Below are 20,341 nucleotides of genomic sequence, written 5' to 3' on the forward strand. Positions count from 1 at the left end.
ACACTCCCTAGAAACCGAGTTGTTGTTTTGCTTCCGGTTTCATTTTATCAGGTGTCCAGGCCGGTGACCAGACCAGATCCACCTCCACCCCCGTTACACCGGGCAAACGGGTTACCGCATTGCGCACTCCGCCCACAATCGTATCATGCAGCGGGCAGCCCTGGGTGGTCAGGGTCATCTGAATATGGACCACCCCCGCATCATCCTGGTTCAGCTCATAAATCAGGCCCAGATCCAGCACATTGACGCCAAGCTCGGGGTCATAGACGGTGCGCAGCGTTTCCTCTATGGTTTCCATCGGTACCATTTGTAAACCCTCCTTATGATTTAGATGGTCATGATTTAGGTGGTAAAAAATTTATCTGGTAAACACCCGCGCCAAAAGCAGCATATATCCCAGGGACAGCACGGACCACACCCCTGCGGCGATTTGCACGGCCAGGCTGGAGCCTGCGGCAGTACAGCCAAGCAGAGCCAAAGCGGCGGCCAGCCAAAGGGACAGCAGGACCTTCACATGGCTTTCCTTCACCATATCTGCCATCACCGGCGTTTTTTCCTTGCCGACCTTATCCCCGTATTTCAGCGTCCACCAAAGGAAAGGGACAATTTTGGACATATAGCCCAGAATCACCGGAGCAAGCCAGTTCCACAGATACAGGGAAATGACGAAGGCATAGACGGACTGCTCGGACAAAACGGCGGGATTCCACACGGCGAAACCCGCAAAAGCCAGCGCCGCGCCTGTCAGCAGGAAGGTGGACCAAACCGCTACCAGAATGCCGAAGCCGGGAGTCTTTTTATGCTTTTTGCGGATAATAAAATGAATCTGTACACAATAAGCGGCCAAGGCCATCGTCAGCAAAACAAGCGCCGTCCACTGCATCCATTTGGACAGGCCCAAAAGGGAAGAGACCGCTCCGGTCACAACTGCTGCGCTCCAAAGAGCCAGGGTAAACCGGGATGGCTTTTCATTGTGTCCGTGGGACAGGAAGAACATCGGCAGCATCTTGTAGCTGAAGCCGGTGATCAGGAGGCCGAACCAGCCCACCAGGCCGAACCAGAGATGAGCGCCCAGCCATTGGTCATGGCTCATGCCCAGGAAGGCGAAGCGGAAGTTCAAGCCCATCCCCAACCCCGTCAGTCCGGTGAAAAAGAGGAAAAATACGGCTCCCAGGGCGCTTAGGGTGATGGAGTTCCACACTTTGACGGTAAACAGTGTGGCGGCGATGTTCCAGACGAACAGAATGATGCCGCTAAAGGCAACAGTGGCAAAAACAGCGATCACGGCAACATTTCCCATAAAAAAACCGGTTGTCAATCCGGAAAGGCCGATGAGGAAAAGGGCATACTGCCATTTTCCCAGGCGTTCGCTGTAAATGCTGTGCTGGACGACAACGAATATGAGCTGGTACACCGCCCCCATGGCGATCATGGCGGCGAAACCCAACAGCATCAGGTGTGCGGCAGACCAGCCCTCCGGGTGCCGCGGGGACAGCCCCGTCCAGCCGGCTCCGGTTGCGACGGAAGCAATTTGAAACAGAAGAAACATGGCAATGCCGGTTAAGAGAAAGCGAAGGGGAAGCCGGGACGGACCTGCGGCGGATGGGGTCGGAATCACAAGTCTTGCACCTCCTGATGGCGGGGATTATTGTTTCTTGATGGTGACAATGGCGCTGCCGTCGGGCTGGGACTCCACTTCATAGGGATAACCCAGGGTTTTGATCTCCTCCAGCAAAAAGGCGGGCACCCGGTCGTTATGGATGGTGATCGTGTCTCCGGGCCGGGCTTTTTCCAAAGCGTCCATGGTGCGGATCATCGGCTTGGGCGGCTCCAGTCCCCGGTTGTCCAGATGAATGGAGCGGGGCGGGCCGTCATGGGTCTGCGGCGGTGCATCTGCCGATGCGGAACAGCCTGCATGAGCCTCTTCATGGCTCTCCGTCCCTGCTTCAGGAAGCTCATCCTGCTCGCCTTGGAGAAAAGCGGCATATTCCTTGCGCACAAACGTGGTGATCCAATGCTCATGCCCGGCCTTGGAGGTGGCGGAGACATAACCCTTCAGCTTCATGAGCCCAAGAAGGGGCACCGGCTTCAGCGTGGCATGGAGCACCAGCATATCCTGCTTGCCCAGCTCCTTGACTGTTTTCATGATGATGTTAAAAGGGTCCCGTTTGTTGCGCAGCTCCTCCCGCACATCCAGCTCAACCCGGTTCAGCTGGGGGAGCTCTGCGGCTTTTTTGGACTTCCGAAAGAACATGGCCCTCAGCTCCTTAATTCAGCTTGGTAATGGCAACCCGGTAGATTTCCGGGCCTTCCTCGATATATTCCCACCCGAAGCTGTCCGGGCGCTCTGCCTGGAATTGATAATACAGCGGCCGCGGCTCATGATCATTGACCAGAAGCATCACTTCTCCGGCGGACAAGCCGTCGAAGGCTTCAAAAATCGCTTGGTGGCGGATGCGCGGCGGATAGTCGGGGGCATTGATTATAGCTGCAAAGGAACTCATGTAAGTTCTCCTCCTGTCGGTTAGGTGATGAGGCCAGTATAAGCCGCGGCAGGGGGCGGCTTTGTGATGAGGGTCACAAAGGCTGAAAAACCCCTTCGACTGTAGAATATCCCTTTTTACGCAAAAAGACCCCTCTTCACCATACAGGCGAAGGAAGGGGTCTTCAGTTGCCCTAACCCGGGCGCAGGATTGCCGGCGCTTAATAGGGCTGCCACTTGAGCTGGCGGGCGGCTGCCAGACGTTCGTTGACATGCTTCCAGTTCACCACGTTCCACCAATCCTTGATGTAGTCGGGGCGTTTGTTTTGATGCTTCAGGTAATAGGCGTGCTCCCAGACATCCAGCGCCAGGAGGGGCACAACATCCCACTGGGAGAGATTCTGGTGCTTTTCCGCCGTCAAAATCTCGGTGCGCTGGCTGCGGGGGCTCCATACCCAGATGGCCCAGCCGCCGCCCTCCACCTTATCCGCCGCTTCGCTGAACTGCTTCTTGAAGGCGTCGAAGCTGCCGAAGTCGGCGCGGATCTGCTCCGCCGCCAGCCCGGTGGGCGGTCCTCCGGCATTGGGAGCCATGATGTTCCAAAACAAGGTATGCAAATAGTGGCCCGCCCCGTTAAACGCCAGCTCCCGCTCCCAATGCTTCACCAGACTGAAATCCCCGGAGCGGCGGGCTTCCGCCAGCTTGTTTTCGGCATTGTTCAGACCGTCCACATAGGATTGATGATGCTTGTCGTGGTGAATCCGCATGGTTTTTTCGTCAATATGCGGCTCCAGGGCATTGTAGGCGTAAGGAAGCGGAGGCAAGGTATGTTTGCCGATGGGGACAGGAGCAGTTGACGGTGCGGCTTCCGGCTGGGGATGGGCAACCGGCGCGTGAATGTGCGCGAGCTGCTGCTCTTCCTGTTGGGCTGCGGGACTGCCGGTATCATGCCGGAAGGACGTGCTGCCGGGAGCAGGCTGGCCGTTGCCGGAATATGCTGCGAAGCCCGGCGTCTGTCCCGGTTGGGAAGCCCCGCTGATGTAGCGGATCAGCTCACTGGCCGCAGGGCTGGCCTGGACCGCCGGATGATACGCCCGCATGGCTGTGAGCTGGCCGATAAACGCCTCGCTCTGCTGCCGGGCTTCCTGGGCGAGCTGGCTGATGCCCGCCTGGGCTTGGGCCGGGCTGATGCCGGCTGCTTCCGGCGAATACAGCAGCGCTCCCGCCCATTGGGTTGCGTTGTATTCCGTCTGTCCCAATACCGGCTCCCAGCTTCTCAGCAGGTTGGCATATTCCGCCTCCAGTCCCGGTGCCGACTGACGGATGATCCCGGCATATTCCCGCTCCCGTATTTTGGTGAACCGGATATTTTCCAAAAGGTGAAGCCAATTCAATCTGTCATCGCTCATTTTCCGCATGCCTCCCATGAATATGGAATCTCCTACCAGCTTATGTGGAGGCAGGGTTGGCCTATGCCGGAAGCCTTTACGATTTATTCAGGATTGGGTATACTTAAAAAAAGAAACTTGGTTTCGTGTGATGAAACTGTAACAGGGCGGCAACCTGCAGTGGGGTGGAGCATATCCTGCCGTGGGAGCCGCGTTTATATAGGAGGCAGGACTATGGAGGAGAACAAGCTTACCGTCCGCGCAGTGGAGCGGGCGTTGGATATTTTGCTGTGCTTTACGGATGCGCCGGAGCTGAGCCTGACAGAGATCGCCGCCAAAGCGGGGCTGCACAAAAGCACGGTGCACCGGCTGCTGGCCTCCCTGGAGAGCAAGGGCTTCCTGCTGCGCAATCCCTCCTCGGAGAAATACCGGCTGGGCTTCCGGCTGTGGGAGCTGTCCGCCAACCTGTCCGCCAGCGATGACCCCGAGGTGGTGCTGCTGCCGGAGCTGGAGCATCTGCGGGATGTGCTGGAGGAGACGGTGAGCCTGTATGTGCGGGACGGTCTGGAGCGGATTCGCGTGCAGGCGGTGCAGAGCAACCAGGCCATCCGCCGGGTGGCCCAGGTAGGCGCCCGGCTCCCCTTGTTCGTCGGGGCCTCCAGCAAGGTGCTGGTGGCATTTGCGGAGCCGGAGGTGCTGGACCAGGTGCTGTCGTCTCCCACCTGGCCGCCCTCCTTGGACAAAGCCGCCTTCGCCGCGCAGATGGAGGAGGTCCGCCAGCTGGGCTATGCCACCAGCGTGGAGGAGCGGGAGGCGGGGGCGGCGGCCGTATCCGTCCCCGTGTACAACCGCTCCCAGCGGCTGGTAGCCGCATTGGCCATCTCCGGCCCGGCCAACCGGCTGCCGCTGGAGAAGATGCGGGAGCAGGCGCCGGTGCTGATGGAATTTGCCGCGCGGATGGGCAAAATGCTGAAATAGCCCGCCCGTCCGCTGCAGCGGGCAACGGGGGTGGCTGTGCAGCCGAGCAGCTTCGTGACGGCAATGGCGACGAGTGGGTTTTGACGAATCGGTTTTATAGACGGGGCTTAGTTCGGCTGTTGTGCTAAATCCGGCTTCCGGCAGCGGCTGTTTCCGCAGCTGCTCCAGGGAATGGGGTGATAGCGCTCAACAAATGATTGCTATTGGAGAAAAGGACAGCTTTTATGCGGAATAAGATATATGTTTTGTATGCTATTCCTCAAAAAAGCCCCGTTTGGGAGCCAAAGTGAGGCAATAGCGTACATTTCGTGATTGCTATTTGGGAGAAATCGTGGGCTGCCGGCACATTAGCGATCGTTTGTTTGCGCTTACATGGCAGAGGAGGAGGAGTGAAGGTCTTCTCCCTCAAGAAAATCGGCGGGGCTGCTGTGCCCATGCCCCTCCTTCACGGCAGACATAGGCCGCAGCTCTCGGCCCTCCGCGCCGCACCAACCCGGCCCCCCAAAAAAACCCCTGCTCCGGCCATAAGCCGGAGCAGGGGTTTGCGCATACGGTTGGTTACCCCCGGCCATAACCCGGAGCAGGGGGTAACCAACCGAATATTACTTCAAGTCCTCGATAGAGCTGATCTCCATGTAGGCGGGAACCACCAGGCCCAGCTTGGTGCCCTTCAGGTTGACTCCCAGATCCTCCACCTTGTCCTTGTATTTGTCCATGTAGTCCTGATGAGTGGTGGGCAGCCAAGCCGCCACCATGGCGTCTGCGCTGCCGTCGGCGATGCCTGCCCACATGGGGCCGGCCTCCACTTGGAGCATCTCCGCTTTAATCCCCAGCCGCTCCTCCAGCACCTGCTGCACCACATTGGTGCTGGCAATTTCCGAGTCCCAGGCCACATAGGCCAGCTTCAGCTTTTTGCCGTCTTCCTTGGCCAGGTCCTTGGCCCACTCATCCACCTTGGCGGCATTGCTCTTGACCCAATCCGCCGCGGCCTCCTCCGGCTTCTTGCCGTCCACAATGGCGGACATCACCACTGCCATGTCATCCGCCGTCCACTCGAAGCGGTCCAGCAGAGCATAGGCGGAGGGGAGGGTATCCTTCAGCCCCTTGCGGACAATGGTGCGGATTTCCTCATCCTGCCCAAAGGTCCCCTTGGGGTCCTCCAGATACTTCAGCTCATACTTGGCGAACATCCAGTGGGGCGTCCAGCCGGTGACAATAATCGGCTTTTTGTCCTTATAGGCTTTGTCCAAAGCCGCCGCCATCGCCGCGCCGGAGCCCTCCACCAGAGTCCAATCCGACAGCTCATAGTCCTTCAGAGCCTGGGCGGCCTGCTTCATCAGCCCTGCGCCGGGATCGATTCCGATAATCTGGTGCTTCACCTGATCGCCTACACTTTTGTCTCCGGAGGCGGAGCTGTCATCCGAGCATCCTGCCAGCAGGCCGGCCCCCAATAATCCGGCCAAGCAGACGGTCATCCATTTTCGCGGGAAAAGTTTACGCATGAGATCTCTCCTTTTTCTTAAAAATATAGTTAGGCCTGCTTTTCGCGCTGCGGCCGTTTCTTGCGCTTCATCAGATATTGCGTCATCCGGTCCAGCAGAATCGCCAGCACCACAATGGCTAACCCGGCTTCAAAGCCTTGCCCGGTTTTCACCTGGGTCACCGCCCGGTACACATCTGCGCCGATGCCCTGCGCGCCGATCATGGAGGAAATCACCACCATGGACAACGCCAGCATGATGGTTTGGTTGATGCCCGCCATAATGGACGGCATCGCCATAGGCAGCTGCAGCTTGACCAGCACCTGGGAGGGGCTGGAGCCGAAGGCATGAGCGGCCTCCACCAGCTCGGGGGCAACCTGCCGGATGCCCAGCTCCGTCAGCCGGATGGTGGGGGGGACGGCGAAGATCACCGAGGCGATTACGCCGGGCACCACGCCCAGCCCGAAGAAGGTAACGGCAGGAATCAGGTAAACGAAGGCGGGCATGGTCTGCATAAAATCCAGCACCGGCGTCAGCGTGCTGCGGACCCGCTTGTTCTGGGCGCACCAGATGCCCAAGGGAATGCCGCTCAAAATGGACAGCAGGGCGGCAGTCAGCACCAGCGCCAGCGTATCCATGGTATGATCCCAATAACCCAGGTTATAAATAAGAAGCAGGCCCAGGAAAGCGAACAGGGCAAAGCCCCATTTGCCCAGATAATAGGCAAGGGCAACGGCAAGCACAATCAGGACAAGGGCAGGGGACAGATGGAGCAAATAGGAAAAACCGCCCACAATGCCTTTGATAAAGCCGGACACCACGGAAAACAGCCCTGACAGATGATCGTCCAAAAAGCTTACAATGACTTCAATCCACTCATCCAGTGGCAATTTCGGCATGGGCAACAACCTCCTTATCGGCAGCAGGCTGTCTGGCCAAGGCGCCAAGCACCGCTCCGCGTACAATCACGCCCAGAATCCGTCCCGTTTCATCCGCCACGGCAACGGGATACCTGGAGCTGCTGCAAATATCGAACAGATCGTACAGCAGCCGGTCGGGTGCTACCACCGGTACGTCCCGGATCACAATGTCCTCCAGGGTGCGTCCGTCGGCAGCCGCTTCCGAGGCATCCTCGGCGGTAATGACGCCGATCAGCTTCTTGCTCCGGTCCACCACGAACAGGTTGGAAATGCCCGCTTCCTTCATCAGCTGCAGGCCCACCCGCGGCCCTCTGTCCAAGCCGATGGTTTCCGCGCGGCGCATTACGGAGGAGGCGGTCAGCACCTTGGACAGGTTGACATCCTCCACAAACCGCTCCACATAATCATTGGCGGGACTCATGAGAATCTCCTCGGGAGTGCCGATCTGCACAATGCCGCCATCCTTCATAAGGGCGATCCGGTCGCCGATCCGCAGCGCCTCATCCAGATCATGGGTAATAAAAACAATGGTTTTGTTCATCTTGACTTGAAGCTCCAGAAGCTCATCCTGCATATCCTTGCGGATCAGCGGGTCCAAAGCGCTGAAGGCTTCATCCATCAAGAGAATATCCGGATCATTGGCCAGAGCCCGGGCCAATCCCACCCGCTGCTGCATGCCGCCGCTCAAGGCGTCCGGCATACTGTTGGACCAAGCTTCCAGTCCGACTAACTTAAGCGCTTCCAACGCCTTCTCCCGGCGGAGCTTCTTGTCCATCCCTTGGACCTCCAGACCGTACTCCGCATTCTCCGCCACCGTGCGGTGCGGAAACAGGGCAAACTTCTGGAAGACCATGGCGATCTTCTCCCGCCGGACCCGGCGCAGCTCCTCGGCGCCCATTCCCACAATATCCTTGCCGTGAATGCTGACGGTGCCGGATGTAGGCTCAATCAGCCGGTTCAAGAGCCGGACCAGGGTGGATTTTCCGCTGCCGGAGAGTCCCATGATCACGAAGATTTCCCCTTCGTTCACATCGAAGCTGACTCCGTTCACCCCAACCGTATGCCCCGTTTCCTTGTAAATCCGGTCCTTGCCCCATTGCTGGGCCAGGAGGGGAAGAGCGGATGCCGGGTTGGGGCCGAAAATCTTGGTAACGTCCCGAACCTCGATAATAGGCAAAAAGCCTCACTCCTTTCCTTCGCGCTTTCATGCACCTCTTAAGTGTAAGGAAAATAAAAGGGTGATGTCAACATAAATTTCTGTAAAAACTGTCTGTACAGAAAAAACTGTACGATGTTATCTCCCGTATCCTTGGTTATGCTCCACGATCCTCTGTTTGCTGCATCTTTACTTTATGCGGCAGGTTCCATACAATAGGTTCAGTGTACGACAATCATGAATTTGGCGGGATAGGTGACAGTGGCATGGAGCAAGCGAAGGAGCTGCCCAGGGAGCAGCAGGAGATTGTCCACAGGGCCAGAAAGCGGATTATTGAGTCTATCGGCCAAAATATGGATTTATACGGCATCAATTTATCCATCGGGCATTTGTACGGATTGTTATTCTTCCAGAATAAGCCTATGACCCTGGACGAGATGACGGAAGCCATGAGGATGAGCAAAACCAGCATGAGCACCGGTGTCAGAACGCTGGTGGATTTGAAGATGGTCAACAAGGTATGGGAAAAAGGGGCGCGCAAGGACCTCTATGAGGTGGAGATGGACTGGTTCCAGACCTTCGCCGATTTTTTCTCGCTGAAGTGGAGAAAAGCGCTGGAAATTAATATGCATGCCATGCGCAAATCCAAGGCGGAGCTTCTGGAGCTGGCCCGCGCCAATCCCGGCGTGGAGGAGCTGGAGCGGCTGGTGGAGGCGGATGTGGCCAAAATGAATGAAGCCATCCGCTACTACATGTGGCTGGACCGGTTTATCGAAACGCTGGAGACCGGCGCCATCTTCGACCTGGTGCCCAGAGACCTTCCTGAGGAATCATAATATATGCAGGCAGCGGATGAGCCGGTTTGGCGGCGACGCTGCCTTTTTTGTTGCGGTGAAGGGATCCCCCCTCCCGCGGCAAAATAATCCCGCCCGGTACGTAAAAAATCCGTTTCCGGGCAGCGGGGTTCCCTCCGGCCAAGCTACAATGGGGGCATTGCGCCGCCGGGGGCGGCTGTGAGACCATTTCTTTTCCACAAAATGATAATGATAATCATTTACACAAAAATCCTGCCGGTATATGATTAGGACAGATGAATTCCGGCAGCCGCAACCAACCTGCCGGAAGCAACGGACGGTAGGAGGACAAAAGATGGAGATCGGGCTGGAGGCGGAGCATTTCGACGCTGTGTATGAAGGGCTGAAGGGGTACTGTTCGTCCTCGGGAGAGCAGCTTCATCCGGAGGATGCGGTATTTCTCTTGCCGGACCAGGTGGGCAAAGGGTATCTGAAGCAGACTAAGCTGCGCCACGGCATGGCGCTCTCCTGGAGCAGGATGCAGCTGATCGAGCCGGTGGTGATGGATGTGGGGGTGCGTTATCCCCATATGGAGCTTTCCTTCACCCTGGAGGGCGACGGTTCCTGGAGCCGCCACGGCACAACGCGGGAGTACGGGCTCAGCGGGGGTACGGGAAATCTGATGTACATGCACAATGAGGGCTTTCATGCCGAGCAATATGCGGGCAAGCCCATTGATCATATGGAGGTGCGCATCGATTTTGCCCTGTGGCGCCATCTGCTCTCCCCGCTGCCCTGGCAGGCTGAGGAGTCCTTTTATTGCCGCCCGTGTCCCTTGACCCCGCGGGTGCGGGACATCATTGAGGAGATGCGGGGCTGCTCCTACAGCGGCGCCATCCGCCAGCTTTATCTGGAGGGCAAATCTATGGAGCTGATCGCCATATGCCTGAACGAGTCCGGCGCAGGCCATGGCGACCTGCTGCAGGATGCTGCCAAGAGCTTCCGCAAAAGCGACGCGGAGGCCCTGGTCCAGGCCCGGGACATTCTGGCCCGCACCTGGCAGGAGCCGCCCAGCCTGATGCAGCTGGCCCGGATGGTGGGCTTGAACGACTTCAAGCTCAAAAGCGGCTTCAAGGAGCTGTTCGGCACTACCGTATTCGGCTATGTGCGCCGGATGCGGATGCAGGAGGCCCGGCTTCTTCTGGAGAAGGGCCAGGCCAATGTATCCGAGGCCGCTTACCGGGTAGGGTATACCAACGTCAGCCATTTTGCCAGCCAGTTCCACAAGGCCTTCGGCAGCTCCCCCGGCGAGTTTATGTCAAGGAGGAATACGGCATGGAAAGAACCGGAGCTTCCCGTCAGGAAGAGGGGAGAGGAGGAGAACAGGAGGTAGGAGGCAAGCAGACCAGAGGCGGCATCGGGCGTCTGTTTCAGATTGCCGGCGCCAAAAAAGGTCTGGTTATCATCTCCTGCGTATTGTCCGTTATCAGCACACTGGCCTCTTTTATTCCCTACGTATCCATATATGCCATCATTGAAGAGCTGCTGAAGCATTCCGCCAATCTGCGGGAGGCGGATTCGGCTCTCTTGATCCGCTGGGGCTGGACCGCTTTTTTGTCCATGGCCGCCAGCTTCGCCTTTCTGTTCGCGTCCATTGTGTGCTCCCATATGGCAGCGTTCAAAATTCTGTACCTGCTGAAAATCGCCTTCGCCCGCCATATGGCCGCGCTGCCCCTGGGCTTCCACACCCTTCACTCCACCGGCAAGCTGCGCAAGGTAATGGACGACAATATTGAGAAAATCGAGGGGTTTATCGCCCATCAGCTGCCGGATCTGGTAGGCTCCTTGGCCGCCCCGGTGGTGATGCTGGGGATGATGCTGTTTTTTGACTGGAAAATGGGCCTGGTCTGCCTGATCCCTCTGCTGCTGTCCTATCTCATTCAGGCGGTGGCCTTTACCGGGAAAACATCGGCGGAATTTCTGCGGGTGTACCAGGATCATCTGGAGGATATGAACAACTCGGCAGTGGAGTATGTGCGGGGCATCGCCGTGGTGAAAACCTTCAACCAAACGGTGTTTTCCTTCCGCCGGTTCCACAGCTCGATTGTGGCGTATAAGGATTTCGCCCTGAAATATACGTTATCCATGAAAAATCCCTTTGTCACTTTCATCGTGCTGCTCAATTCCGTAGCGGTGTTCCTGATCCCCGCCGGGATTATCCTGGGCAGCCGGGCGGCGGACCAGCAGGCCTTTGCCCTGTCCTTCCTGTTCTACCTGATCTTCGGCTCGGCCATGTCCGGGCCGATCATGAAGCTGATGTATGTGGCCACTTCAGGAAGACAAATCGTGGAGGGCACGGAGAGGATGGACAAAATCTTCGCCGTCCCGGCCCTTCCCGTAACGGATAAGCCGGAGGCGCCCGAAGGCTACGATGTCCGTTTCGACCGGGTCAGCTTCGCTTACCGGACGGAGGAAGGGGAGACCCGGGCCCTGAACAATATCTCCTTCCTGGCCCGGCAGGGGCAGATTACGGCTCTGGTAGGCCCCTCCGGCAGCGGCAAAAGCACCATTGCCCATCTGGTCCCCCGCTTCTGGGATGTGACAGAGGGGAGTGTGCGCATCGGCGGCGTGGATGTGCGGGATATGGACCCGGTGCTGCTCATGGAAAGGTAGGCTTTGTGTTCCAGGATGTGTTCCTGTTTAAGCAGAGCATCCTGGACAATATCCGCGCGGGCAATGCCTCGGCTTCCCGGGAGGCGGTGATGGAGGCGGCCAAGGCGGCCCAATGCCATGACTTTATCATGGAGCTGCCCGACGGTTATGATACCGTCATTGGAACCAAAGGCATCCATCTGTCCGGCGGCCAGCGTCAGCGGCTGGTGATCGCCAGGGCGATATTGAAGGATTCCCCGATTATTATTCTCGATGAGGCTACAGCCTTCGCCGACCCGGAGAACGAGTACAAAATTCAGCAGGCCTTTGAGCATCTGGTTCAAAACAAGACGGTCATCGTCATTGCCCACCGGCTGTCCACCATTCAAGGCGCTAACCAAATTTTGGTGCTGGAGGAGGGACGGATTACGGAGAGCGGCACCCACAAAGAGCTGCTCTTGGCCCATGGCAAGTATAAGCAGATGTGGGATACCTATACCGGCACCCTAAGCTGGACCATTGCCGGGAAAGGAGCGGTGCGCCATGCCTGATTGGAAGAGCATTCTGTATTTGACGGACGAAGGCTACCGGGATATGAAAAAGGCGGTATGGGCCAGCTTTCTTGCCAACATAAGCTTCATGCTGCCCGTGTCGGCTATGGCGGCGGTAATTATGGAGGTGCTGAAGCCCTTTTCCGGCGGCGGGCCTACGGACTACGCCTCCTTATGGGGCTGGGCTGCCGCAGCTGTGGTGCTGACGGCGGTGATGTTCCTGGCCAACAGCTACGAGTACAACAAAACCTTTGTGGCCGCCTATTCGGTGGCCGCCGACCGCCGCATCCGCATTGCCGAGCGGCTGCGGAAGCTGCCTCTGAGCTTTTTCAACCGCAAGGACCTGACAGAGCTGACCACCAACATGATGGAGGATTGCGCCAAAATCGAGCATGCCTACTCCCATGTGGTGCCCCAGTTGGCGGGAAATGTGCTGTCCATTGCCCTGATCATGCTTATGCTGGGCTTCTATGACTGGCGGATGGCGCTGGCCATCTTCTGCACGCTGCCTGTATCCGTGGCCGTGCTGGCGGTGAGCCGCCGGTACCAGCAGAAGGTGGGGGCCAGGCATGTGGACACCAAGCTGAAGTCCGCCGAGCAGTCCCAGGAATATCTGGAGGGCATCAAGGTCATTAAGGCCTTCGGCATGAGCGGAGCCAAGTTCGACAGTCTGGACAGGGCGCTTAAGGACCTCATGCGCGAGAGCATCCGTCTGGAGGTCATCGTCGGCAGCTTCGTGGTCAGCGCCATGCTGCTGCTGCGCTTCGGCCTGTCCGTGGCCATTTTCACAGGGGCCTATCTGATCTCCAACGGCTCCTTGGATTTGGTGAAGCTGGTGGTGTTCCTCATTGTCGGAGCGCGGATCTACAATCCCCTTGGCACCATCATGACGCTGTTGGGCGAGCTGTTTTATGTGATGGTTTCCGTCAAGCGGATGAAGAACCTGGACGCGGAGCCTGTGATGGAGGGCAATCCGGAGGTTAGGCCGGAGCATTTTGGCATCGAGCTGGAGGAAGCGGGCTTCCGCTACAATGAGGAGGAGGTTATCAAGGGCATTACCGCCACTATTCCCGAAGGGAAGGTGACCGCCCTGGTAGGCCCCTCCGGCAGCGGCAAAAGCACCGTCTCCCGCCTGATCGCCCGCTTCTGGGATGTGAACCGGGGCGCGGTGAGAATCGGAGGCGTGGATGTGCGGGAGATGGAGCCGGAGACGCTGCTCTCCTATGTTTCCATCGTCTTCCAGGATGTGGTGCTCTTCGACGACACCATCCTGAACAATATCCGCATCGGCAACCGGAACGCCACCGATGAGGAGGTGCTGGAGGCGGCGCGGCAGGCCTCTTGCCATGAGTTTGTGGCGAAGCTGCCGGCGGGCTACCAGACCCGGGTAGGCGAGAACGGCTCCACCCTCTCCGGCGGCCAGCGCCAGCGCATCTCCATCGCCCGGGCGATTCTGAAGAATGCCCCGATCGTGCTGCTGGATGAAGCTACCGCATCCCTGGACCCGGAGAACGAGGCCCATATTCAGGAGGCTTTATCCCATCTGGTGAAAGGAAGGACGGTGGTGGTCATCGCCCACCGGCTGCGGACCGTTGCCGGTGCGGACAAGATTATCGTGCTGGAGGAAGGCCGCAAGGTGGAGGAAGGGCGGCATGAGGAGCTGCTGGCCCGGGACGGGCTGTATGCCCGGCTGTTCAACATCCAGCAGGCCAGCCTGGGGTGGAGGATGTAGGAGGCAGGCACGCCCTATTGCAAAACGGCCCGGAACAGGCCGCTTTCCACTTTCGCATGAAGCTGCGGGAGAGGGGGGCGGTCTTTTTTACCACATCAGAATGTTTGTTCCTTCATAGTAGACATTTTGCGAATTTTGTCTTTCATACAGTGGACATGAGCAGAGTAGTTCTCCCCTCCCCTACTTTGCTCACAAAACACAATATACGGAAGGCGAACGCTATTCAGCCACTATATATAGACATGTATCCCGGGCGACTGCTGTAGCCACGATGTCCACTTTCCAGCGGACATTCTGGAGGGTTTTGTCCTTCTGACGCATACAAAACCTGGATACGAAACCCCGGTTTCTGCGCTCCCCCTACCTTAGCCTGATGCGGTTGCCCAGCGGGAAGTGGTTCGATTTTGATAATGAAAATCATTTACAAAGAAAGGGCGAACCGATATGATGATCATGAGAAAAGGGACGCCATACTTTCCCTATTTGCTGGCACGAATAAAACATAACGAAGGAGATATTGTGCTTCCATGAAAAAAATAGCAATTTACGGCAAAGGCGGCATCGGCAAATCCACTACCGTTTCCAACGTGGCGGCGGCCATGGCGGCTATGGGGCTGACGGTGCTGCAGATCGGCTGCGATCCCAAGGCGGATTCCACCCGCAATCTTACTGGCGGCGGGAATATTCCCACGGTGCTGGATGTGCTCCGGGCCAAGGGGGACGCCCAACTGGAGGACCTGGTGTACCGCAGCTCCACAGGGGTGCTCTGCGTGGAATCCGGCGGGCCGGTTCCGGGAGTGGGCTGCGCCGGGCGGGGCATCATTACCGCCTTCGAAAAGCTGGAGGAGCTGGACGCCTATGAGGTATACCAGCCGGATGTGGTTCTCTACGACGTGCTGGGCGATGTAGTATGCGGCGGCTTTGCCATGCCCATCCGGGGCGGCTATGCAGACGAGGTGTGCATCGTCACCTCCGGGGAGATGATGTCTCTGTACGCGGCCTCCAATATCGCCGGGGCGGTGAACGGCATGGGCAAACGGGGCTACGCCTCCTTGCGGGGGCTGATCCTCAATGCCAAGAATATCGAGAATGAGCAGGAGCTGGTTGACAAAGCGGCGGCCGAAATCGGCATCCCGGTTTTATACCGCCTGCCCCGGGACCCTTCGGTGCAGCAGGCGGAGGATCAGGGGCAAACGGTGGTGGAGGCTTTTCCCGAATCCCCTATGGCCCTGGAATACCGCAGGCTGGCCAAGCTTCTTCTTGCATAACTTTGCTCCATTTGCCAATAATACGGTAGCAGTGAAACACAGGCGAATGGAGCCACCTATGGAAAAAATAAGCCCATATCAATTGGGAGTTATGATCATCATGTTTGAAATCGGCAGTTCCCCGCTGTTTCTTCTGGCCAGCGAGGCCAAGCGGGACGCATGGATTTCCGTGCTGATTGCCATGGCTTGCGGGATGCTGCTGCTTGTTCTCGTCACTCTGCCGATTCAGCGCCGGGAGCCCGACCTGAATCTGATTGATCTGTTTTTCCGCTATGGCGGCAAATGGGCAGGACATCTTTTTGCATGGCCGTATGTGATCTACTTCATGTACAAATCCGTGCGCAATGTGCGGGAATTCGGCGATTTGATGAATCTCTACTTGCTTCCTCATTCGCCGCTGGTTGTGGTCATCATCATCATTATGCTGTTGTCCGCTTATGCGGTCTATCAAGGGGTGGAGGTGTTTTGCCGGACGACGCAGGTATTGCTGCCTGTTATCACGGTGATTTACTTCCTGCTCCTTTTTCTCCTGGTGATTATCGGGGATATTCAGCCCAGCAGCTTGCTTCCCATTATGGAAGACGGCATCCGCCCGGTTGTCGCCGCCGCGCTTCCGGAGGTGGTCTCCTTTCCGTTCGGGGAAATGGTGCTGTTTCTGATGTATTGGCGGTTTGTAAACCGGCCCAAAAAGGTTCTTCCGGCTACGCTCATTGCGTACAGCCTGGCGGGATTCTTTCTGGTGTTTACCAACGCCCTTATTTTGAGCATTCTGGGGCCGGAAATGGCCTCCATTGGGGGCATTCCCCTGATGATCGTCGCCAGCCTCATCCGCATTACCCAGTTCGTGGAGCGAATGGACCCGTTTGTAGCCCTTTTGCTGTTTATCGGCGTTTGGGTCAAACAAACCGCCTATTATTTCGGGGCGGCCATGGCCTTGGCCTCGATTTTCAAAACAACCTACAAGCGCATGACCCTGCCGGCGGGGATCGTTATTTTCGCAGGCTCGCTAATGTTCAGCTCCTTTATGGAGCAGATCCGCTTCGGCTTTGAATTTAACATAAAATACCACTTCCCCATCTTTCAGATTGTGCTGCCGTCACTGCTGCTGCTATTGATGATAATCCGGAGAAAAAGAAAGACGGGAGAGCTGAATTCCGGCTGAACGGCAGCCCCCCCGCGCAGAACAGACGAAAGCCGCCCCCAAGAGGCCGCATCCTTATCCGCATCCTTCTTATGCGGATAGGGAGGCGGTTTTTTTCTGCGGCGGAACCCCGGAACCCATCGCAAGAAAAGCCAAAACCAATGAAAGTTACGCCATTGAGAGAAAAGGCCTTCCTTCCTACAATGAGGATATCCCATCACAATGAAAGGAGCTTGTCATGTCCAGCAAAATTGAAAGCGCGCAACTGGCGGCCTTCCGTCCCAAATCCGGGCGGAGGCTCATAACTTACATGTGGAAATACAGGGCGCTGTATGTTATGGCTCTGCCCGGCATTGCCTATTTTCTCATATTCAAGTATATTCCGCTGCTGGGTTCGGCGATTGCGTTCCAGGACTTCAATATGTTCAAGGGAGTCGGCGGCAGCCCTTGGGTCGGCCTGAAGCATTTTCAGAGAATGGCGGAAAATCCGGAGTTTTTGCACATCCTGAACAACACCCTGCTGATCAGCCTTTACGACATTGTATTCAAGTTTCCGGCTCCCATTATTCTGGCCATCATGCTCAACGAATTGCGTCTGGTGTTATACAAGCGGATTGTCCAAACGGTGGTGTACATGCCCCACTTTCTGTCCTGGGTCATTGTCAGCGGCATCGCGGTGGGCATCCTGTCCCCTTCCTCCGGCATGGTCAATCAGGTTATCGTCTGGCTGGGCTTCGAGCCCATCTACTTTATGGGCGACAACGCCTATATCCGCTCCATTATTGTAGGCAGCGGCATCTGGCGGGAAGCGGGCTGGGGCACGATCATTTATCTGGCGGCCCTGGCGGGGATCAACCCGGAGCTGTACGAGGCCTCCGAGATGGATGGGGCCAACCGCTGGCGGCAGACGCTTTCCATTACCTTCCCGGCCCTGCTGCCCACTATTGTCATCATGTTTCTCCTGCAAATCGGCAACTTTCTGGACTTCGGATTTGAGCGGGTCTTCGTTTTCCTCAATCCGCTCAATATTGTCAACGGCGAAATTCTGGACACGTACATCTACAAAGCCGGACTTCTCCGCCAGCAATTCAGCTTCACCACTGCAGTAGGCATGTTCAAATCGGTGGTGGGCCTGTTCCTTCTGGTCATAGCCAATGCATTAAGCAAAAAAGCGACGGGAGAAAGCTTATACTAGGGAGGTGAGAAAATGAGAAGAAGTACCGGACAAAAGATATTTAACGTGTTTAACATCCTGTTTTTCGCCGTTCTGGGCTCCATGATGATCCTTCCGTTCATCAATATCATCGCCAAATCCTTCAGCAGCTCCAAGGCGCTGGAGAATGGCGGCGTCACGTTCTGGCCGGTTGACTTTACCCTGGTCAATTATCATTATGTGCTTCAGGATACCGTCATCTGGAGATCCTTTGCCATAACGGTGTATATTACCGTAGTAGGGACCCTGATTAACCTGGTCATGACCTCGCTGTTGGCCTACCCGCTTTCAAGAGATGAATTTGTGGGAAGGAGATGGGTGCTTCTGATGGTGCTGTTCACCATGATCTTCTCGGCGCCGCTGATTCCCACGTTCCTGCTGATCCGGGATTTGCATCTGATGAATACCCTGTGGGTGCTGATGATTCCCGGCGCCATCAGCGCCTTCAACTTCTTCATTATGCGCTCCTTTTTCGGCGAAATTCCCAAGGAGATTATCGACAGCTCCCGGATTGACGGCTGCGGGGAGACCAGGCTGCTGTTCTCCATTGTGGCGCCGCTGTCCAAGCCCGTGCTGGCCACCATGAGCATCTTCTATGCGGTCGGCCACTGGAATACGTATCAGGCGGCCATCTATTACATCAACAACCGCGCCCTTTATCCGCTTCAGGTGCGCCTCCGGGAAATGATCGTCACCGACGAGTTCAAGATGGACGCCTCCGCGGATGTGGTGGATCTGGCCCTGCTGTCCTCTCCTGAAGGAATCAAGATGGTTGTCATTATCGTGGCCACCCTGCCCATTATCATCATCTATCCGTTTATGCAGAAGCATTTTGTCAAAGGGGTTATGATCGGTTCCGTAAAGGCATAGTGAGAAAAGCCAAACAGACAGCAAATAAAGCCATTTTCACAGCGGAGTCTTCCCGCCTATACTTGCAAATGTAAGCGGTTCAATGAAATCCAGCAGAAATGAGGGGTATATGTGAAAAAGAAGCTTTTGACATTAACGGCGGCAGTGTTATTGGCAACCGGCGCGCTGGCAGGCTGCAGCGGCAGCGGGGAGCCTGCCGCCGATCCGGGTCCGGGGGCGTCTGCCGCCCCGGCGGGACCGGTCAAGTTCTCCATCTCCATGAGAACGCTGGCCAACCAGCATGTGGAGGGTTCGCCGAACATCAATGAGGACAAATGGGTGAAGAAGCTGGAGGAGCTGACCAATACGGATCTGGACATCCGGCTGGTGCCCCACAAGGATTTTGAACAGAAGATGACCCAGATGTTTGCTATTAACGACGTGCCCGACGTGGTGCAATCCTACAGTCCCGTGGATAAGGCCATGGCCGGATCGGTGGAAGCGGGAATCTTCCTGCCGCTGGATGATTTGCTTAAGCAATACGGCCAAAACCTGCTGAAGAAAATTCCCAAGGCGGCCTGGGATGAGGTGACGGTAGGCGGCAAGATCATGTCCGTTCCGGAGTGGCTGGAGGTAAGCAACCGCCGGGGAACATATATCCGCATGGATCTTCTGGAGCAAACCGGGCTGCCGGTGCCGAAGTCTGTGGAGGAATATCTGAATGTCATGCGGGCCTTCAAGAAGCTCGGGGTGGAAAACCCTTATGGCGGCCGGGAAAACTTTAGCTACTCAGATGCGTTCTTCGGCGCTTATGACGTGAATCCCGCCCAGTTCGAGAAGCAGGGGGACCAGATTATTCCCAAGTACGCCAACATTGAGCGGATGACCAAGGCTCTGGAAACCTACAAGACCATGTTCGATGAAGGCTTAATCAGCAAGGAGTTTGCCACCACCAGCGGAACCACCTGGCAGAACAATATTTTTGCCGGCAAAACAGGGATATGGAGCATGAACGTGGCCAGCTTCGAAACCACTGTGGCCAAGATCAAGGAGAATGTGCCTGCGGCCAAGGTGGCCATCATTCCTTCGCCAACAGGCCTGGACGGCAAGGGAGGCAACGCCCTGTACGGTTCCATGGTCCGCTCATATTTCATCAACAAGAAAGCGGCCGACCCTGCGGCCATCATCAAATTCTTCGACTGGATGGTATCGGATGAGGCGGAGAAGTTCTTCACCTTCGGCGTCGAGAATGAAACCTACAAGGTAGAGGGCGGCGCCATCAAGTACGAGCGTCCCACGGCAGCCGCAGCCATAAACGAGGAAGCCTTCCGCTCCGATTGGCTGTGGATGGTGAAGGATACCACCTATAACAAAGGCCTGACCAGCATGACTGAGGGGGGCAAGCAATTGATCGATTACATCCAGAATGTAATCGTCAAGGAGGGCCGGGACGGCTACCGCTTCTATCCTCCGCTCCAATCCTATACCGATTATCCGGACGCAGCCTCCGGCGGCTTCCTTAATTCGGTGCTGGATAAGTATCTGTTCGGCATTATCTACGGCAAGGAGCCGCTCTCCTCCTGGCCGAAAGCCATTGAGGAATGGAAATCCAAGGGTGGAAATGCGATAATCAAAGATGCCACCGACCGGGTGAAATCCGGCGACGGCTTCAGAACGCCAAGAATGTAATTCGCTGCTTGCTCCGGTCAAGGCTCCTCGCGCCCCTTCGCGCGGGG

At 56.8% G+C, this 20,341-nt stretch carries 19 protein-coding genes; 11 read left to right on the top strand and 8 right to left on the bottom strand.

From position 1 onward, the window contains the following. Positions 1-7 precede the first annotated feature (7 nt). The 5 genes from DQG13_RS25150 to DQG13_RS25170 all read right to left on the bottom strand — a co-directional run bounded on the left by DQG13_RS25150 (position 8) and on the right by DQG13_RS25170 (position 3,891). Positions 8-307 (bottom strand): metal-sulfur cluster assembly factor, encoded by a 300-nt coding sequence (locus tag DQG13_RS25150; RefSeq protein ID WP_113022938.1) that lies wholly within the window; start codon positions 305-307, stop codon positions 8-10. A 51-nt stretch (positions 308-358) separates the two neighbouring features. Further along, positions 359-1,618, bottom strand: coding sequence for a heme-copper oxidase family protein (locus DQG13_RS25155; RefSeq protein WP_113022939.1), 1,260 nt, complete (start codon positions 1,616-1,618; stop codon positions 359-361). Between the two features lie 27 nt (positions 1,619-1,645). Continuing rightward, on the bottom strand, positions 1,646-2,254 hold the full coding sequence (locus DQG13_RS25160; protein ID WP_113022940.1) for a DUF2249 domain-containing protein: 609 nt from the start codon (positions 2,252-2,254) through the stop codon (positions 1,646-1,648). 13 nt (positions 2,255-2,267) lie between these two features. Beyond that, complete coding sequence (locus tag DQG13_RS25165; RefSeq protein WP_113022941.1) at positions 2,268-2,504, bottom strand: DUF2249 domain-containing protein; 237 nt, start codon at positions 2,502-2,504, stop codon at positions 2,268-2,270. Between the two features lie 199 nt (positions 2,505-2,703). Further along, positions 2,704-3,891, bottom strand: a complete 1,188-nt coding sequence (locus tag DQG13_RS25170) for a superoxide dismutase (RefSeq protein WP_113022975.1) — start codon at positions 3,889-3,891, stop codon at positions 2,704-2,706. A gap of 213 nt (positions 3,892-4,104) precedes the next feature. On the opposite strand from DQG13_RS25170, the gene DQG13_RS25175 reads away from it, so the two are divergent. Next, the gene (locus DQG13_RS25175) at positions 4,105-4,848 is read left to right on the top strand and encodes an IclR family transcriptional regulator (protein ID WP_113022942.1); all 744 of its coding nucleotides are present in this window, start codon (positions 4,105-4,107) and stop codon (positions 4,846-4,848) included. 602 nt (positions 4,849-5,450) lie between these two features. Here DQG13_RS25175 and DQG13_RS25180 read toward each other — a convergent pair. Genes DQG13_RS25180 through DQG13_RS25190 form a run of 3 tightly spaced genes read right to left on the bottom strand, consistent with a single transcriptional unit; the run spans position 5,451 to position 8,426 of the window. Continuing rightward, entirely contained in the window at positions 5,451-6,350 is a 900-nt protein-coding gene (locus DQG13_RS25180) for a glycine betaine ABC transporter substrate-binding protein (protein ID WP_113022943.1), read from the bottom strand. Between the two features lie 29 nt (positions 6,351-6,379). Continuing rightward, a complete protein-coding gene (locus DQG13_RS25185; protein WP_181592984.1) occupies positions 6,380-7,228 on the bottom strand; it encodes an ABC transporter permease in 849 nt (282 codons plus the stop codon). After that, positions 7,206-8,426, bottom strand: a complete 1,221-nt coding sequence (locus tag DQG13_RS25190; protein WP_113022945.1) for a quaternary amine ABC transporter ATP-binding protein — start codon at positions 8,424-8,426, stop codon at positions 7,206-7,208. Before DQG13_RS25190 ends, DQG13_RS25185 begins: the two co-directional genes overlap by 23 nt. A gap of 245 nt (positions 8,427-8,671) precedes the next feature. Between DQG13_RS25190 and DQG13_RS25195 the strand changes: the two genes are divergently transcribed. The 10 genes from DQG13_RS25195 (at position 8,672) to DQG13_RS25240 (ending at position 20,294) form a co-directional block, all read left to right on the top strand. Next, positions 8,672-9,241 carry a GbsR/MarR family transcriptional regulator gene (locus DQG13_RS25195; RefSeq protein WP_113022946.1) on the top strand — a complete coding sequence of 190 codons (570 nt, stop codon included), beginning with the start codon at positions 8,672-8,674 and terminating at the stop codon, positions 9,239-9,241. Positions 9,242-9,554: 313 nt separating this feature from the next. Next, complete coding sequence (locus DQG13_RS25200) at positions 9,555-10,592, top strand: helix-turn-helix transcriptional regulator (protein ID WP_181592985.1); 1,038 nt, start codon at positions 9,555-9,557, stop codon at positions 10,590-10,592. Further along, positions 10,535-11,872, top strand: a complete 1,338-nt coding sequence (locus DQG13_RS25205; protein WP_258525857.1) for an ABC transporter ATP-binding protein — start codon at positions 10,535-10,537, stop codon at positions 11,870-11,872. The genes DQG13_RS25200 and DQG13_RS25205 overlap by 58 nt, the downstream gene beginning before the upstream one ends. A 5-nt stretch (positions 11,873-11,877) precedes the next feature. Continuing rightward, on the top strand, positions 11,878-12,402 hold the full coding sequence (locus DQG13_RS31630; protein ID WP_258525858.1) for an ATP-binding cassette domain-containing protein: 525 nt from the start codon (positions 11,878-11,880) through the stop codon (positions 12,400-12,402). Continuing rightward, complete coding sequence (locus DQG13_RS25210) at positions 12,395-14,134, top strand: ABC transporter ATP-binding protein (RefSeq protein ID WP_113022948.1); 1,740 nt, start codon at positions 12,395-12,397, stop codon at positions 14,132-14,134. The genes DQG13_RS31630 and DQG13_RS25210 overlap by 8 nt, the downstream gene beginning before the upstream one ends. Positions 14,135-14,661: 527 nt before the next feature. Continuing rightward, positions 14,662-15,402 carry a nucleotide-binding protein gene (locus DQG13_RS25220; protein ID WP_113022950.1) on the top strand — a complete coding sequence of 247 codons (741 nt, stop codon included), beginning with the start codon at positions 14,662-14,664 and terminating at the stop codon, positions 15,400-15,402. 58 nt (positions 15,403-15,460) lie between these two features. Continuing rightward, on the top strand, positions 15,461-16,564 hold the full coding sequence (locus tag DQG13_RS25225) for a GerAB/ArcD/ProY family transporter (RefSeq protein ID WP_258525859.1): 1,104 nt from the start codon (positions 15,461-15,463) through the stop codon (positions 16,562-16,564). Positions 16,565-16,781: 217 nt separating this feature from the next. Continuing rightward, complete coding sequence (locus DQG13_RS25230) at positions 16,782-17,738, top strand: ABC transporter permease (protein WP_113022952.1); 957 nt, start codon at positions 16,782-16,784, stop codon at positions 17,736-17,738. 12 nt (positions 17,739-17,750) lie between these two features. Beyond that, positions 17,751-18,626 carry a carbohydrate ABC transporter permease gene (locus tag DQG13_RS25235; RefSeq protein WP_113022953.1) on the top strand — a complete coding sequence of 292 codons (876 nt, stop codon included), beginning with the start codon at positions 17,751-17,753 and terminating at the stop codon, positions 18,624-18,626. Positions 18,627-18,737: 111 nt separating this feature from the next. Beyond that, a complete protein-coding gene (locus DQG13_RS25240) occupies positions 18,738-20,294 on the top strand; it encodes an extracellular solute-binding protein (protein ID WP_113022954.1) in 1,557 nt (518 codons plus the stop codon). Positions 20,295-20,341 lie beyond the last annotated feature (47 nt).

Origin of the sequence: Paenibacillus sp. YN15, assembly GCF_003285005.1 — a bacterium.
Classification (GTDB): Bacteria; Bacillota; Bacilli; order Paenibacillales; family NBRC-103111; genus Paenibacillus_AR.